Source organism: Streptomyces sp. NPDC004051 (assembly GCF_053604275.1).
In genome coordinates this window covers 24,162-39,815 of record NZ_JBSGHG010000034.1, presented here as the reverse complement: position 1 = coordinate 39,815, position 15,654 = coordinate 24,162, and the positions used below count along the sequence as shown (strand labels likewise).

Below are 15,654 nucleotides of genomic sequence, written 5' to 3'. Positions count from 1 at the left end.
TCGCCGAACTGAACAGCTCGACCAGGGTAGGACACCGATTCGCGCGGTGACACCACGGCGGGACGGGTCCGGTGTCGGCGGGCCAGCAGGCCATCTGCGGCGCCCTCCGCACAGACCCGGACAACGAGCCGTTTAGGTTGGCCTCAGACGCGAACCCGCCCCGACCCGGCCGTACCGGCATACCTCGGCCGGTCTCACACCGCACCAACGCGAGGATCTTTGATGTCTGTCCGCTTCCGTTCCCCGATCGCCGCGGCGACCCTGCTGGCGGCCGTCCTGACCGGCTGCTCCACCGACTCGGACACCCCCGAAGGTTCCTCCACCGAGCAGTCCCCCACGTCCGGCATCGAGATCAGCCACGTCCACGGTCTGGGCATCAACCCCGGCGACAAGAAGCTCTACGTCGCCACCCACCACGGCGTCATCGCCGTGGACGGCAACGGATCGGCCAAACGCACGGGGGACACCGCCGACTACATGGGCTTCACCATCACCGGGACCGACACCTTCCTCGGCAGCGGCCACCCCGCCGCGGGCAGCGACGACCACGCCAACCGCGGCCTGATCAAGAGCACCGACGCCGGGAAGACCTGGCAGCCCCTCTCCCTCGCCGGCAAGGCCGACTTCCACGCCCTGGAACGGGCGCACGGCACCATCTATGGCTACGACAGCACCAATGGACTGCTGCGCGTCAGCAAGGACGGCAAGAACTGGAAGGACCGCGCCGAACTGGCCGCCCTGGACATCGCCGTCAGCCCCGAGGCCCCCGGCACCGTCCTGGCCACCACCGAGAACGGCGTCGCCAAGAGCACCGACGGCGGCAAGACCTTCACAGGCGGCGCCGGGCCGGTCATGGCCTACCTGTCCTGGGCCGAGCAGGGCGAGCTGTACGGGATCGACCTCGACGGCGCGCTGCACCGCAGCACTGACGGCGGCAAGAGCTGGACCAAGGCCGGCACCGTGCCCGGCGGGCAGCCCCAGGCCCTGACCGCGGTCGGCCCCGACCATGTTCTGGCCGCCACCGCCGGCGGCGTCTACGAGTCCAAGGACGACGGCAAGACCTTCACCCGACGCCTGGCGATGTCGGACGGCAGCCACTAGCCAGGGCGGGCCGCCCCCGTCACCCGGCACGCTCTACACGGCAGCCGTCTGCTCGGGACTCCACGGACAGCATCAGGGGGCGGCCCGGAACGAAAGGCGCCGGCCCACCCCCGTTTCCTCGCGGCCCGGTACGTCACCGCGCCTGTCCGGACAGCCAGGTGCGGAAGTCCGCGCTCTGCGCCTCCTGGCTGACAATCCCCGTAGTCGCCGCCACCTTCAGCTGGGTGGCTTCGTTCATCCCAAGGGGTTCTGGCACACATTCCGTGAGCGATCTTGAGTCCGGCCTCCCCGGACCCCAACGACGCGTGGTCCTCGCAGCTCGCGTAACGCGCGCGCCTCCTGCCGGCGAGAGCCAGCAGGATCTTTCGCTGAGTAGGCCCGGAGCGCGGTGCCGGGATCGCTCCCGGTCCGTTTCTCCGGACCTCTCGCCGAACCCGCCGTGCGCCTCTCAACGCAACGGGCTCTCCACGGTCTCTGCCGTCAGACGGGGTTAGCAGGCTGCCAGGGGTTGGGGATCGCGCCGGACCGGTATCGGTAACGGCTGACCGTGACCGACGCGATCCGGAACAGCTCGATCCCGTCCGCCGCAATGGGTCGCCACCGCCCGGTGGGGGTGGTGAACCGGCGGCGGACGTCGCCCCAACTCCACCGGTGACGCTCCCGCAGCATGCGGATCAGACGCCACCACACGAGAGCGTCGAGCCTGTCGAAGACATGCTTGGCGACCGCGTGCTTGAAGTAGTTGGCCCAACCGCGCATGATCCGAGTGAGTCTGATCAGCACGGCGGCGAGATCCTGCTGCGATGTCCTGCCTGTCAGGGCACGGATCTTCGCCTTCAGCGACCGGATGGGCCGGTCGGCGATGAAGGTGTAGACGTGCCATCTGGTCGTGCCTCCCTTGCGTTTCCACTGGAGGCGGAAGCCCAGGAAGTCGAAACCGTCGCTCATGTGCGTGATCCGGGTCTTGGCCTGCGACAGACGCAGGCCGAGGGGTTCGAGCACGTCGGCGACTTCCTCGCGCAGTGCCGCGGTGTCGGCCTCGGTGCCGTGCACCAGGACGACGAAGTCGTCCGCGTAGCGGACGACCCGCCACGTGGGCTGACCCTTACGGCGCCGGTAGGCGCGTTTGCCCTCGGTGGCCATCGTCCCGCCCGACTGCCATGGCCCGTGCAGGTGCTCGTCGAGCGCCGACAGGGCGATGTTCGCCAGCAGCGGGGACAGGATGCCGCCCTGCGGGGTGCCGGTCAGTGTCTCCCTGCTCTCGCCGAGTTCCGTGAGGACTCCGGCCTTGAGGAAGGCTTTGACCAGCGCCAGGACACGCTTGTCCTTCACCCGGCGACGCACTTGGTCCATCAGGGCCGTGTGGTCGATCGAGTCGAAGCACGCCTCGATGTCCGCATCCAGCACCCAGCGATAACCACGGGTGCCGAAATAGTGGATCTCGGCGATCGCGTCCTGGGCCCGCCGTCGGGGCCGGAACCCGTAGGAGACCGGCGTGAAGTCGGCCTCGAAGATCGGTTCCAGCACCAGCTTCAGCGCCGCCTGAACGACCCGGTCCGCGATCGTCGGAATCCCGAGCTTGCGGACCTTCCCCGAGCCTCCGGGCTTGGGAATGCTGCGTTCCCGCACCGGCAGCGGACGGAACGAGCCGTCTTTGAGGGCGGCCCGCAGGCCGTTCAGGAACCCGGGAACACCGATCGACTCCTCGACGTCTATCGCGGTCAGACCGTCGACGCCTGGGGTCCGGGCTCCCTGGTTGCCCGCGACCCGGTCGAACGCCACCAACAGCGTCGACGGGTCGTGCACGAGGTTGAACAGGTCATCGAACCGGCGGCCGGGATCGGCCACCGTCCAACGGTGAAGCTTGGTCTGCATCCCCAGTACCCGGGCCCGAGGACCCAAAGCTCCGCCATTCGGCGGGGCATCTTCCGGCATTGCAGCGTCCTTCCCTTCTCGATACCGCTGCCGCCCTTCCCCATGTGGCCGGCTCTCCCGGCCTCGGAGTACTACGGCGGCTCCGCCCCGTCCCCAACCGATCGGCGGTCGATGCGCCCAGCCCCGCCAGCCTCGGCCTTGGGGACCAACGGAACAGTCATTAGCGCTAAGCACTTGATCATGATCGTCTAGCACACATGATCGGCTCGTCGGGGGTGTTCGGCGGAAGATCCACGTTCGTTCGCCGCGGCTGGATACGTCCGCGATATGCCCGTGGAATTTTTGACTGATGAGCAGGCCACCGCGTTCGGATCGTTCGCGGATGAGCCGACGAGACCTGAGCTGGAGCGGTTCTTCTTCCTCGATGACGAGGACCGGAAGCTGATCGCGAAGCGGCGTGGTGACCACAATCGCCTCGGCTTCGCTCTCCAGATGTGCACGGTGAGGTACATCGGGCTGTTCCTGGAGGACCCCTTGGCCGTGCCGTGGCCGGTGGTGGAGCACCTGGCCGCGCAGCTGGAGGTCGAGGATGCCTCTCAGATCAAGCGGTACACCGAGCGGCAGATGACGGCGTACGAGCACGCGTGGGAGATACGCGAGGCGTACGGCTACCACCAGTACGAGGACCACGCTCAGGGCCGGAAGTTCCGATCGTTCCTGCACGGGCGGGCATGGACGGCGCACGCCGAGGGGCCGAAGGCCCTGTTCGATCATTCGGTGGGCTGGCTGCGCCGCAACCGGGTGCTGCTGCCGGGGGTGAGCGTGCTGGCCCGGCAGGTCGCCGAGGTCCGCAGAATCGCGGAGGAACGGCTGCACGCCACGGTCGCCAAGGAGGTCCGGCGGGCGGACGCGGCGCTGCCGGGGGATCTGGTGGCCACGCTGAAGACGCCGGAGGGCAAGCGGTATTCGGAGCTGGAGCGGATGCGCCGGCCGCCGACGCGGACCACGGGCACGGCGATGAAGGGCGCGTTGCAGCGGGTCGAGGACATCGCAGCCTTCCATCTGGGGCGGGTGAAGCTGGACAAGATCCCGCCGAACCGGCTGTCCGCGCTGGCCCGCTACGGGCTGGGCACGAAGGCGGCGAAGCTGGAGCGGGCCTCGGAGCCCAAGCGCACGGCGATGCTCACCGCGGTGATGCGTTACCTGGAGGCGAAGGCGATCGACGACGCGCTGGACCTGTTCGAGATCCTGATGGCCACCCGGTTGATCAGTGCCGCGAAGCGGTCCACGGACAAGCAGCGCCTGTCGACCCTGCCGCAGTTGGAGAAGGCATCGCGGCTGGTGGCGAGGGCGGCAGCGGTGTTCATCGAGGAGCTGGAGCTCATCGAGCAGACCGGCTGCGATGTCGACGTGGCCGCGCTGTGGGCGGCGCTGGAGGAGGTCGCACCGCGGGCCGCGCTGTCCAGTGCGGCCTACCTGCGGTCCGACACCATCGCCGCGGCGAACGCCGCCCTGATCGAGGCCCAGGGGCGGGTGCCGGTCGTGGAGTTCTGGGGCAAGGGCCTGCTGGCCTCCGTCGACGGCCTGCGCTTCGTCGTGCCCACGCGGACGATCAACGCCGCACCCTCGCCGAAGTACTTCGCGAAGAAGAAGGGCATCACCTGGCTGAACGCGATCAATGACCAGGTGATCGGTATCGGGCAGATGGTGGTGCCCGGCACGCCGCGTGACTCCCTGTTCATCCTCGACGCGCTGCTGAACCTGGACGGCGGGGTGAAGCCGGAGATGGTCGCCACCGACAACGCCTCGTACTCCGACATGGTGTTCGGCATCTTCAAGATGCTCGGCTACCGGTTCTCTCCACGCTTCAAGGATCTGGAGGACCAGCGGTTCTGGAAGGCCCAGATGCCCGGCGCCGAGGCGGCGGGCGGGTACGGGCCGCTGGAGGCCATCGCCCGCAACAAGGTGAACGTGAAGAAGGTGATCACGCACTGGCCGGACATGCTGCGGGTGGCCGGCTCCCTGGTCACCAACCAGGTCAGGGCGTATGACCTGCTGCGGATGTTCGGCCGTGGGGGCCACCCGACCCCGCTGGGGCAGGCGTTCGCCGAGTACGGGCGGATCGCGAAGACGCTGCACCTGCTCGCCGTAGTCGACCCCATGGACGACACCTACCGGCGGCAGATGCACAAGCAGCTCACCGTCCAGGAGTCCCGCCACAAGCTGGCCCGCGAGATCTGCCACGGCAAGAAGGGCACCATCCACCAGGCGTACCGGGACGGGATGGAAGACCAGCTCGGCTCGCTCGGCCTGGTCCTCAACGCCGTGGTGCTGTGGACCACGCGGTACATCGACGCCGCTGTCGCTCAGCTCCGCGCCGAGGGCCACGAGATCCGGGACGAGGACGTGGCGCGACTGTCCCCTCTGAAGCACAAGAACCTCAACGTCCTGGGCCGCTACAGCTTCACCGCCTCCACCCCGGCGGGCGGCGGTCTACGGCCGCTGCGCGACCCGGAAACGGTCGAGCTGGACGAGGACGACGACGGGCAGGAGTGAGCCCTGTGGTCGTCCTCGGGCTGTCCGGCAAGTGGGGGTCAGCGGCAGCATCCGGCCTGGTCCGGGTCCTGGAACGTGGTGGTGAGCGGGCGGCCGACGGCGAGGGCCTGCTCGACGGGTACGGCAGTGGCCTGGGGGTGCTGGGCAAGCCACGGGGCGGCGGCCTCGGCGGAGGCGAAGAAGTGGACCTGGTTGCAGAACGCCGAGCGCACGGACGTCACGTCGTCGGGGGTGACGAGGGAGAGGACCGCGGTGGCCGGCTCCAGGTCCTTGATCCGGTCGTCCTGCACGGTGAGCCGGACGGGCGTGCCGGTGGCGTGGCAGGGGGAGGTGACCTGGGCAGGGCGGCCCAGGACGGCGGGGAACATCAGGGTGTCCAGGGCGCACCAGGTGTACAGCCGGCGTCCGTCGACGGTGAAGCGGTGCGGGGTGGGGATGAGGGTGATGCCGCTGCCGACTACGCGCCCGGCCGGGTCGTATTCGGTGTCCGGCAGCGTGGCCAGTGCCTCGCGGATCTCCTCTTCGCTGCGGCCGGTGGCCTCGATGAGGTCGCCGGTGGTGACGGGCCGGCCCTGGCTGAGGAGTTTCAGCAGGGTGCGCCACAGCCACGGGCGGGCCTGTGCGCTGCTCGCGGCGCTGAAGGCTTGGGTGAGTCGGGCGGCGAGCCGGCCGGGATCGGTGTCCATGGTGTCGTGCCTTTCAGGGGGCAAGAGGTCAGGAGGCGCAGCAGGAGAGCTTGGTGACGTCGCGGGTGTAGGTCTGGGCGGCGAGCTTCAGGCCCTCGGCCATGGTCAGGTACGGGCACCACAGGTCGGCCATCTGCTGCACGGTCATCCCGCCCGCCAGGGCGTAGACGGCGGCGGCGATGACGTCACCGGCGCCGTCGGCCAGCACGTGCGCTCCGAGCAGGCGGCCGGTGGAGGCGTCGGCGACGAGCTTGATCAGGCCGCGGGTGTCGCGGTTGACCAGCGCACGCGGCACGTACTCCAATGGCAGGACGCGGCAGTCGCACGTGTAGCCCTGGGCGATGGCCTCGGCGTCGGTCAGGCCGGCGGAGGCGATGGCCGGGCTGGTGAAGGTGACCCGCGGCAGGTGGTGGTAGTCCACCGTGCGCCCGGCGCCGTCGAAGGCGTTGTCGACGGCGAGCGCGCCGTGGGCGGAGGCGACGTAGACGAACTGGGGATGCCCGGTGACGTCCCCGGCCGCCCAGATCCGCGGGTTCGCCGTGCGCAGCTGCTCGTCGACGACGACTTCACCGCGCTCGCCGGTTTCCACCCCGACCGCCTCCAGGCCCAGGTCATCGGTGACCGGACGGCGGCCGGTGGCCACCAGCAGATGTGTGGCGCGTAGCTGGAGTTCGCGGCCATCGCCGGTGCGGGCGGTCGCCACGATCCCGCCCGAGTCCCGGCGCACCGCGGTCAGGCGGGTGCGGGTGTGGACTGTGATGCCCTCGTCCGCGAAGACGTCCTGAAGGGCGGCGGAGATCTCGGGTTCCTCGCCGGAGGTCAGGCGGCTGCGGGCCACCACGGTCACCTTGGTGCCCAGGCGGGCGAACAGCTGGGCCTGCTCCAGCCCGACGTACCCCGCCCCCAGGACCAGCAGGCTTTCGGGCAGTACGTCCAGGTTCATCGCGGTGGTGGAGGTCAGGTAGCCGGCCTCCTGAAGCCCGTCGACGGGCGGCGCCCACGGGGTCGAGCCGGTGGCGATCAGATAGTGCGCGGCCTCGATCCGGCCGCTGCCGCCGCCGTCGGCCGGCGCCACTTCCAGGGCGGGATTGTCCCAGTCGCCGGTGAAGCGGGCGGTGCCCTCAAGGATGTCCCAGCCGTACTCGGCGGCCAGGTCCGTGTACTTCTGTGCCCGCATCTCCTGGACCAGCTTGTCCTTGCCGTCGATCAGCGCGTCGAAGTCCACCGGACCGGCCTCGGTCCGGATGCCGGGGAAACGCTGCCCCTCCAGCGCGCTGCGGCGGGCCTCGGCCGCGGCCAGCAGCGCCTTGGACGGCACGCAGCCGGTGTTCACACACGTGCCGCCGGTGGTGGCCCGCTCGACCATCACCACCGAGCGGCCCTTGCGCCGCGCGGCGATCGCGGCGGCGAACGCCCCACCGCCCGAACCGATGACCGCCAGATCGAAACCGTTGTCCGCTGCGCTCACCACAGCACCTCCTCGCCTGCGGCTCCGTGTGACCGGAACCGTTCTATGCGCTTTCCCGAATAGCCCTTGAGGCCATACTATGCGGTTAGGCGAATAGTTCTAGTTGTGGAGGCCCACATGAGCAACCGCGCCCCCGCCCCTCCTGTCCGAGAGGGTGTGCAGGAGCTGCCGTGTACCCATCTGGACACGGTGGCGAAGTTCTTCCGCGCCCTGGCCGACCCCACCCGCCTGAAGCTGCTGGAGTACATCCTTCGAGGCGAGCGCACCTCCGCCGACTGCGTCGCCCACGCCCGCATCTCCCAGCCGCGCGTCTCGGTGCACCTGTCCTGCCTCACCGACTGCGGCTACGTCACCGCCCGCCGCGACGGCAAGAAACTGCGCTACTCCGTCGGCGACCCGCGCGTCGCCGACCTGCTCGTGCTCGCCCGCTCCCTGGCCGCGGACAACACCGCCGCCCTGACCTGCTGCACCCGCATCCCCGAAAACCAGGACTGACCGCGAGGAGCGACCCGCCATGCCCATCACCGACCGCCCCCCAGGCCATGACAAGAAGAGCTCCGGCACCGGCACGATGGCGGCCGGGATCGGCGCCGCCGTCCTGATGGTCATCTGCTGTGCCGGGCCCGCCCTCGTCGCCGCCGGCGCCCTCGCCGGAATCGGCGGCCTCCTCGGCAACCCCTGGGTGATCGCCACTGCCGTCGTCGTCCTGGCGGCCGCGGCCGCGGCCCCTGCCGCCACCGTCGTCCGTCGCCGCCGTTCCGGCCGCGATGCCTGCTGTTCGCCGACACGCACCGAAGACAGCACCAAGGGTCACCGCCGCTGAGCTCCGCCCTGCCGCGCGGTGGCTTTGTTCCCGTTCTGCAGCAGCGTTTGGCTGGCAGTTTGAACAGCGGTGGCCGGGCGGCGGTCGGGCGGACGGTCACGAGACGACGTCACGCCGTCGGACCGGCGACAGCAGTCCACCCCAGAACTCAGGCGTCCTGGATGATCGAGCAGACGGTGGACGGCTCCCCGCATGGGCGGTCGTCGGCGGCCTGGCGAGTTTCGGTGAGCGTCTGCCGCAGGGCCAGGAGATCCTTGACGGTGGCGTCGATCTCGGCGATGCGCGCGTCGAGAAGGCTACGGACCGCATCGCATGGGGGCGTCCCGCCGCGACGGATCTCCAGCACCTCGCGGACGTCGTCGAGGTGGAGCCCCAGGGTGCGGGCCTGGCGGATGAACGTCAGGAGCTCGACGTCGTCGGGCGTGTAGAGCCGGTAGCTGGCCAGGGTCCGCTCCGCCTGCCGCAGCAGCCCTTTGCCCTCGTAGACCCGTACCGCCTTGCGGGTGAGCCCTGCGGCCCGAGCCGCCTGCCCGATGGTCAGTCCTTGCATCGCCATGATCGTTCCTCCTTGTCTCCCAGTCTTGACCTTGCCCCTGGGGCCAGGTTCTAGCGTCGCTCGTGACGGATCAGAACGCGAAAAGATGGAGGTGAGCGCGATGCCGTTCCGTGAGGGAGAGGTCTACCGCTGTCCCGATGAAAGCTGCGGGTGCGAGCTGACGGTGACCAAGGGCGCCCCGGCGACCTGCGGAGGCCAGCAGGCCCCGACGTGCTGCTGCGGCAAGACCATGGTCAAGGCGGAGTAGCCGGCCAGCGGAGCCCGCAGGTCTGCCCTCGTGACCACGCCGGGGCAGACCTGGCGGGTACTGGCGTGGCCAAGCACTCCCGTGCCGCCCACGACTCGTGAAGAGAGGGAGCGAGGCGAGGTCTCGCACAAATGACCATCTGTGAGAGTTCTGAGAACGGCCCCTCAGTGATCACATTTCCGCAGGTCGCTGTTCGCAAAAGTCCTCTCGAAACCGGCATGTTGTGCGAGGCACTTCTGAGAGACTGCGTCCATGGATTTGACGCCCGATCAGGCCGCACTTGCGGTAGAACGTCACGACTGCCCGAACTGTGACGCGCCCGCCGGCAGCGCCTGCCGCACCCGGGGCGGGAAGACCGCCGCGAAGTACCACACCCCGCGCTTCGTCCTCGTCCCCGCGCTCCGCGAGGAACTGGAGGTCCCCGTCCCCGCCGACCGGCTCCCCGGCCGCGCGTGGAAGCAGCAACCGGCGCTCGCCGTCGTGCCCGCGCCCCGCACCGAGCGACCGGTCAGGATCGGGTATGCGAGGACATCGACCGCCCGGCAGGAACTGGCGAGCCAGCTCGAAGCCCTCCACCGGGCCGAGTGCCACAAGGTCTTCAAGGAGCAGATCAGCACCAGGATCAAGGTGCGGCCCGAGCTGGAGAAGGCGCTCGCGCTGGCCCACCAGTTCAAGGAGGCCGCACCCGAGACGCCGGTCATCTTCACGGTGCACGAGCTGAAGCGTCTGGCCAGGAACGCGGCCGAGCTGATGACGCTGTCCGCCGAGCTCCAAGCCGGCGGCATCCAGCTCGAACTCCTCACCGGCCCCCTCACCGGGATCTACGACCCCAACGGCATGGGCGCCATGTTCTTCGCCGTGCTCGCCGTCGCCGGGCAGATCGAGCGCAACTACATCCGGGAGAAGACCCTCGAAGGCCAGGTCATCGCCGCGTCCAAGGGCAACCACGGCGGGCGGCCGAAGGTCATCGACGACGACATGCTCACCTTCGCCGTCGCCCTCAAGGACAAGGGCGTCCCCGTCCCCGAGATCGCGAAGAAGCTCACCATCAAGGTCGGGAAGAACGCGGGCAAGTCCCCCTCGGTCGCCTCGCTGTACCGGGCGCTCGCCGAGGCCGAGGCCACCGCGGCGGACGACGGCCTGCCGCTGCGGCCCAAGTCCGTCCGCATCCGCCAGGCCGGGGAACCGCTCACCGCCGAGGAGATCGACCTGCGCGAACGGCTCCAGGCCCAGCCCCACCCGAACGCCGCAGGCACCCGACGTGGATGACCTCCACGCCGTACGCGCGCAGGAATACGCGAAGGTCTACGACGAACTCCTCGCCGCCGCCACCCGGCTCGACATGCTGCGGCGCCTGGAAGGCGGGAGCATCGACGCTCACGCCACCGCGGCCATGCACGGGCTCCGGTTCGCCGCCACCATCCTGTGGCCCGCTGTCCCGGACACCCCTCCGCCCGGCTACCGCCAGGACAGCGAACGGCTGCTTCAGCTCGCCGCCAACTGGCGCGAGGCGGCGCTGGAACTCGGCGAGTTCGCCCCACAGCGCCCCGCCCTCAGGCTCGTCAGCGAGACGACAGCGGGAGATGAGGACTGAGGGCGGTGGCGCGCGGGCGACGGCCCAGGGACCAAGATCACCGGCTTAGCGCTAATGGCTGTTCCGATGGTCCCCAAGGCCGAGCCTGCTGGAGGCAGGTGGCAGGGCGAGGTTCGGGACGGTTCCCGTGTTCACTGTGGTTCGCTCGATGAAGGAGGAGCCCGGCTGTGTCCCTGCGGCATCGCCACGAGTACGCCGCAGGCTTTCCTCGTGGCCTCCCGGCCGGCTTTCGTAGACCGGCCCAAGAGTTGGCAGACCACCCGAAAGAGTGACCTGCATACGCACCGCTACCGGTCCTGATCCGCCAGGTTTGAGCCGGAGGCACTTTAAGAGACGTAAAACGCCGGTTTCTCGCGTACTCCTCTCCATCACGCTTGCCGGACCCGCCCCATCTGGCAGTACTGGTCGCGTCCCGGCGTTGTCAGGGCCGCTCTCGCCCTCCCCGGCATCACCCGGATCAGGCTGCCCTCAGCTTCAACCCGACTGCTGCGACAGCGAGTTGGTGCAGGCCTTCCACCTCCACTCGAACCAGCAGTGCCTCACGGCGCAAACGGAATGTGTGCCAGAACCCCCAAGGGACAGCGTTTGTCGACGGGTTCCGGAGTCGTCCAGCGATCAACTGGGTCGTGGATGTTGATGAGAAATGACGGCACTGGCGTGGGCGAGGGCCAGCGGCCCCGGCCCCCTCAGGCGTCTTCGATGATCGAGCAGACGGTAGAAGGCTCTCCGTAAGGGCGGTCGTCAGCTGCTCGCCGAGTGTCGGCGAGGTTCTCGCGGAGGGCGATGAGGTCGTTGACGGTGGCGTCGATCTCTGCAATGCGTGCGTCGAGCAGGTCGCGGACGGCGTCGCAGGGCGGTGTGCCGCCGCGGCGGATCTCGAGAACCTCGCGGACGTCTTCGAGGCGGAGTCCGAGGGTTCGAGCATGGCGGATGAAGGTCAGCAGTTCGACGTCGTCCTGGGTGTAGAGCCGGTAGCCGGCCGTGCTGCGCTCGGCCTTGGGCAGTAGCCCCTTGGCCTCGTAGACACGGACGGCCTTGCGGGTGAGCCCTGCGGTCTGCGCGGCCTGCCCGATAGTCAGTCCCTGCAACGCCATGATCGTTCCTCCTTCGCCGCCCAGTGTTGACCTTGACCCTGGGGCCAGGTTCTAGCGTCGCTCGTGACGGATCAGAACGCGAAAAGTGGAGGTGAGAGCGATGCCGTTCCGTGAGGGAGAGGTCTACCGCTGCCCCGATGAGAACTGCGGGTGCGAGCTGACGGTGACCAAGGGCGCCCCGTCGACGTGCGGCGGCCAGCAGAACCCGACGTGTTGCTGCGGCAAGACGATGGTCAAGGCTTCGTAGCCGCACTGAGGGTCTGGGCCACCCGGAATGGGTGGCCCAGACCCGATCGCCACGTACACCGTTGACCAGCACCTTCAGCAAGAGCATCCCGGCACTGCCTTGCAAGCGTGCAGGCGCCTCCCAAACTCGGGTTCTGGCACACATTCCGTGAAAGATCCTGCTGGCTCTCGCCGGCAGGAGGCGCGCGCGTTACGTGAGCTGCGAGGACCACGCGTCGTTGGGGTCCGGGGAGGCCGGACTCAAGATCGCTCACGGAATATGTGCCAGAACCACCACTCACGAACAAAACCAGCGGGGTGGTCGGCCCGTGGCTGCACCTTGATGAACTCGATGATCCCCGAGCTTGTGGTGGGAAATGATCCGCCGCGCGAACTCGATGTCGAACTGCTTCCCCGCGGCACCTCGCGCAGCTCGGCCATCGTGCGGCGCGACTCCTCCTCCATGGCCGCGATCTCCTGCCGCGCCTCCTCCGGAGCCTGCTGCAGGGCCTGCTCCGGGGTCAGGCCGCACCATGCGGCGTGCACCGTTCCCCTCGCCCCGCGGCCTATTCGCCCGGCAGCCCGCAGACCTCGAGCGCCCGGCGCGCCTCAGGGCGAGCGCGGCACGTCCGGGGCCGCTGGAAGGGGCCGGGGACTCGGCCCCACGCCGGCACTCGCCCGTCGCCACGGTGACAAGGGCGCAGCAGCCGCTGCGGCCCGGGGTGCAGACGGGCACTGCGGCCGGCGGCGCGGCGTCTCACCGTGCGCCGCCGGAGGGGCTCCCCGCGGTGACCGGGCGGGCCGGGGCCTTCTGCGGCGGCGCGGCGGGCGGGGGCGGGGCTTCGGGCAGGCGGAGGCGTTTGAGGGCGAGGGCGTTGAGGGCGACGATGACGCTGGAGCCGGACATCGACAGGGCGGCGATCTCGGGGCGGAGGACCAGGCCGAGGGCGGGTTCGAAGACGCCCGCGGCGATCGGCAGGGCGACGGCGTTGTAGCCGATGGCCCAGCCGAGGTTCTGCCGCATCTTGCGCAGCGTGCCGCGGCCGAGGCGCAGGGCGGTGGGGACGTCGAGGGGGTCGGAGCGCATCAGGACGAGGCCGGCGGTCTCGATGGCGACGTCGGTGCCGGCGCCGATGGCGATGCCCAGGTCGGCCCGGGCGAGTGCCGGGGCGTCGTTGACGCCGTCGCCGACCATGGCGACCCTGCGGCCGTCCCGCTGGAGTTCGGCGATCCTGGCCGCCTTGTCGCCGGGCAGGACCTCGGCGATGACGGTGTCGATGCCCAGCCGGGCGGCGGTGTGCTCGGCGGTGGCCCGGTTGTCGCCGGTGAGCATGACGGTCTCCACGCCCAGGGAGCGCAGTTCGGCCACCGCCTTGGCCGAGGTCTGGCGGGGTGCGTCGGCGAGGCCGATCAGGCCCGCCGCCCGGCCGTCGACGGCGGTGCGTCCGCCGGCGGCCAGCTCGTCCCGGCGGGCGGCCAGCGGGCCGAGGTCGACGCCCTCCCGCTCCATCAGGCGGCGGTTGCCGACCGCGACCCGGCGGCCGTCGACGGTGGCGGTCGCGCCGTGGCCGGGAATGTTGACGAACTCCTGGGCGCTCGCCGAGGCCATCGAGCGCGCCTGGGCGTGACGGACAATGGCTGCCGCCAGCGGGTGCTCGGACTCGCGTTCCACCGCGGCGACCAGCCGCAGCAGTTCGTCCTCCTGCCGGCCCCCGGCGGTGAGCACGTCGGTGACCTCGGGTTCGCCCCGGGTGAGGGTGCCGGTCTTGTCCATCACCACGGTGTGGATGCTTGCGGCGGTCTCCAGGGCGGCGGCGTTCTTGAACAGCACGCCCCGCTTGGCGTCCAGGCCGGTGCCCACCATGATCGCGGTCGGGGTGGCCAGGCCCAGCGCGTCCGGGCAGGTGATCACCACGACGGTGATGGCGAACAGCATCGCGGTGCCGAAGGAGCGGTCGGTGGCCAGCAGCCAGACGGCCAGCGTCGCCGCGCCGCCGACCAGGGCGACGAAGACCAGCCAGAAGGCGGCCCGGTCCGCCAGCCGCTGGCCTGGGGCCTTGGAGTTCTGGGCCTGCTGGACGAGTTTGACGATCTGCGCCAGCGCGGTGTCGGAGCCGACCCTGGTGGCGCGGACCCGCAGCGTGCCGTGGGTGTTGATGGTCGCGCCCACCACCTGGTCACCGGGTGCCTTGTGCACCGGCAGGCTCTCGCCGGTGACCATCGACTCGTCGACCTCGCTCTCGCCCTCCTCGACCACACCGTCGACGGCGACCTTGGCGCCGGGGCGGACCAGCAGCAGGTCGCCGGCGGCGATCTCGGCGGTGGGCACCTCCACCGGCTCCCCGTCGCGGATGACCAGCGCCTTGGGCGGGGCCAGGTCGAGCAGGGTGCGCACCGCGTCGTTGGCGCCGCCGCGGGCGCGCATCTCCACCCAGTGGCCGAGCAGCACGAAGGCGGCCAGGACGGTGGCCGCCTCGTAGAAGACCTCCCCGCCCCCGGTGAGGGTGATGACCAGGGAGTACAGCCAGCCGGCGCTGATGGCGACCGCGACCAGCACCATCATGTCCAGGGTGCGGTTGCGCAGGGCCCGCCCCGCGCCGTCGAAGAAGATCGTGCACGAGTAGAAGATCACCGGCAGGCTCAGCAGCAGCGCCCACACGTCCTGCCGCAGGCCGAAGGGCACCGGCACGTGCAGGCCCAGCACGTCCTCGCCGATCGGCGACTAGAGCACGATGGGGAGGGAGAAGACCAGCGCCACCAGGAAGCGGTTGCGCATGTCGGCCACCATCGCCGCCATGGACATCCCGCCGTGGCCGCCGTGGCCCATCGCCTCGTGCGGCGAGAGCTCTCCCTTTGGCCTGGCGTGGCCCTCGTGCTCCGCGTGCCGCTCATGCCGTTCGTGGTCGACGCGCTCGGCCGGCCCGGCCGTCCCGGCGCCGTGCCCGGCGTGTTCCGCCGGCCCGGGTGCCACGGCCGTCCCCGTGCCACGACTCGCATGTCCGGCGGGCTCGTCGGCCGGGTCGGGCTCCTCCATCGGGTCGCACAGGTGGGCGGGCACCGACTGGCCCGCGCAGTGGTAGCCGCACTCGGTCACCCACCGGCGCAGCTCGGCCAGCGAGGTGCGCCGCGGGTCGTAGACCACCGTGGCCGACTGCGCCACCGGGTTGGCCTCCACCTCCAGCACGCCCGGACGCCGGCCCAGCGCAGCGGCGACCGTGCTCTGCTGGGACGCCCGCACCATGCCGCGCACGTCCAGCACCGCCGTGCTGCGCTCCTTGTCCGCGGCGGCCAGGGGGTGCGGGGGGTGGTGGGCGTCCGCCGAGTGGGACACGGCCGTTCCTCCTCAGGCAGAAAAGCGCTGTGTGGAACGAGATGTCTTCAGTACCCACTCCCCCGGGGACACACACGGAAGCGCGGCTATAGGGGCAC

16 protein-coding genes and 1 pseudogene are annotated in these 15,654 nt (G+C 70.2%); 9 read left to right on the top strand and 8 right to left on the bottom strand.

The window, feature by feature from the left end; genetic code table 11:
• The first annotated feature begins 222 nt into the window (after window positions 1-222).
• Entirely contained in the window at window positions 223-1,101 is an 879-nt protein-coding gene (locus ACWEQO_RS27385; protein ID WP_452985625.1) for a F510_1955 family glycosylhydrolase, read from the top strand.
• Between the two features lie 480 nt (window positions 1,102-1,581).
• Here ACWEQO_RS27385 and ltrA read toward each other — a convergent pair whose 3' ends face one another.
• Window positions 1,582-2,976: a group II intron reverse transcriptase/maturase gene (gene ltrA / locus ACWEQO_RS27380; protein WP_452985624.1), complete on the bottom strand. Its 1,395-nt coding sequence runs from the start codon at window positions 2,974-2,976 to the stop codon at window positions 1,582-1,584.
• Between the two features lie 327 nt (window positions 2,977-3,303).
• Here ltrA and ACWEQO_RS27375 point away from each other — a divergent pair.
• Window positions 3,304-3,813: pseudogene (locus tag ACWEQO_RS27375) on the top strand (DUF4158 domain-containing protein); the annotation flags it as partial.
• Between the two features lie 144 nt (window positions 3,814-3,957).
• Complete coding sequence (locus tag ACWEQO_RS27370) at window positions 3,958-5,532, top strand: transposase (RefSeq protein WP_452985647.1); 1,575 nt, start codon at window positions 3,958-3,960, stop codon at window positions 5,530-5,532.
• A gap of 38 nt (window positions 5,533-5,570) precedes the next feature.
• On the opposite strand, the gene merB is transcribed toward ACWEQO_RS27370, so the two are convergent.
• Window positions 5,571-6,218 carry an organomercurial lyase MerB gene (merB, locus tag ACWEQO_RS27365; RefSeq protein ID WP_452985623.1) on the bottom strand — a complete coding sequence of 216 codons (648 nt, stop codon included), beginning with the start codon at window positions 6,216-6,218 and terminating at the stop codon, window positions 5,571-5,573.
• 28 nt (window positions 6,219-6,246) lie between these two features.
• Window positions 6,247-7,686 carry a mercury(II) reductase gene (merA, locus tag ACWEQO_RS27360; protein WP_452985622.1) on the bottom strand — a complete coding sequence of 480 codons (1,440 nt, stop codon included), beginning with the start codon at window positions 7,684-7,686 and terminating at the stop codon, window positions 6,247-6,249.
• A gap of 117 nt (window positions 7,687-7,803) precedes the next feature.
• On the opposite strand from merA, the gene ACWEQO_RS27355 reads away from it, so the two are divergent.
• A complete protein-coding gene (locus tag ACWEQO_RS27355; RefSeq protein WP_452985621.1) occupies window positions 7,804-8,181 on the top strand; it encodes an ArsR/SmtB family transcription factor in 378 nt (125 codons plus the stop codon).
• 19 nt (window positions 8,182-8,200) lie between these two features.
• Complete coding sequence (locus ACWEQO_RS27350; RefSeq protein WP_452985620.1) at window positions 8,201-8,509, top strand: mercury transporter; 309 nt, start codon at window positions 8,201-8,203, stop codon at window positions 8,507-8,509.
• 148 nt (window positions 8,510-8,657) lie between these two features.
• Here ACWEQO_RS27350 and ACWEQO_RS27345 read toward each other — a convergent pair whose 3' ends face one another.
• Window positions 8,658-9,065: a MerR family DNA-binding protein gene (locus ACWEQO_RS27345; protein ID WP_452985619.1), complete on the bottom strand. Its 408-nt coding sequence runs from the start codon at window positions 9,063-9,065 to the stop codon at window positions 8,658-8,660.
• Window positions 9,066-9,165: 100 nt separating this feature from the next.
• On the opposite strand from ACWEQO_RS27345, the gene ACWEQO_RS27340 reads away from it, so the two are divergent.
• The 3 genes from ACWEQO_RS27340 to ACWEQO_RS27330 all read left to right on the top strand — a co-directional run bounded on the left by ACWEQO_RS27340 (window position 9,166) and on the right by ACWEQO_RS27330 (window position 10,906).
• Window positions 9,166-9,312, top strand: coding sequence for a hypothetical protein (locus ACWEQO_RS27340; RefSeq protein ID WP_452985618.1), 147 nt, complete (start codon window positions 9,166-9,168; stop codon window positions 9,310-9,312).
• A 252-nt stretch (window positions 9,313-9,564) separates the two neighbouring features.
• Window positions 9,565-10,581, top strand: a complete 1,017-nt coding sequence (locus ACWEQO_RS27335; RefSeq protein WP_452985617.1) for a recombinase family protein — start codon at window positions 9,565-9,567, stop codon at window positions 10,579-10,581.
• On the top strand, window positions 10,574-10,906 hold the full coding sequence (locus ACWEQO_RS27330; protein ID WP_452985616.1) for a hypothetical protein: 333 nt from the start codon (window positions 10,574-10,576) through the stop codon (window positions 10,904-10,906). Before ACWEQO_RS27335 ends, ACWEQO_RS27330 begins: the two co-directional genes overlap by 8 nt.
• 686 nt (window positions 10,907-11,592) lie before the next feature.
• Here ACWEQO_RS27330 and ACWEQO_RS27325 read toward each other — a convergent pair.
• Entirely contained in the window at window positions 11,593-12,000 is a 408-nt protein-coding gene (locus ACWEQO_RS27325) for a MerR family transcriptional regulator (RefSeq protein WP_452985615.1), read from the bottom strand.
• A gap of 100 nt (window positions 12,001-12,100) precedes the next feature.
• On the opposite strand from ACWEQO_RS27325, the gene ACWEQO_RS27320 reads away from it, so the two are divergent.
• Complete coding sequence (locus ACWEQO_RS27320) at window positions 12,101-12,247, top strand: hypothetical protein (RefSeq protein WP_384669763.1); 147 nt, start codon at window positions 12,101-12,103, stop codon at window positions 12,245-12,247.
• Window positions 12,248-12,486: 239 nt separating this feature from the next.
• On the opposite strand, the gene ACWEQO_RS27315 is transcribed toward ACWEQO_RS27320, so the two are convergent.
• From ACWEQO_RS27315 to ACWEQO_RS27305, 3 genes are all read right to left on the bottom strand, one after another.
• Entirely contained in the window at window positions 12,487-12,771 is a 285-nt protein-coding gene (locus ACWEQO_RS27315; RefSeq protein ID WP_452985614.1) for a hypothetical protein, read from the bottom strand.
• A 211-nt stretch (window positions 12,772-12,982) separates the two neighbouring features.
• Window positions 12,983-14,929: a copper-translocating P-type ATPase gene (locus ACWEQO_RS27310; RefSeq protein ID WP_452985613.1), complete on the bottom strand. Its 1,947-nt coding sequence runs from the start codon at window positions 14,927-14,929 to the stop codon at window positions 12,983-12,985.
• 18 nt (window positions 14,930-14,947) lie between these two features.
• Window positions 14,948-15,556 carry a heavy-metal-associated domain-containing protein gene (locus ACWEQO_RS27305; protein ID WP_452985612.1) on the bottom strand — a complete coding sequence of 203 codons (609 nt, stop codon included), beginning with the start codon at window positions 15,554-15,556 and terminating at the stop codon, window positions 14,948-14,950.
• Between the last annotated feature and the right edge of the window lie 98 nt (window positions 15,557-15,654).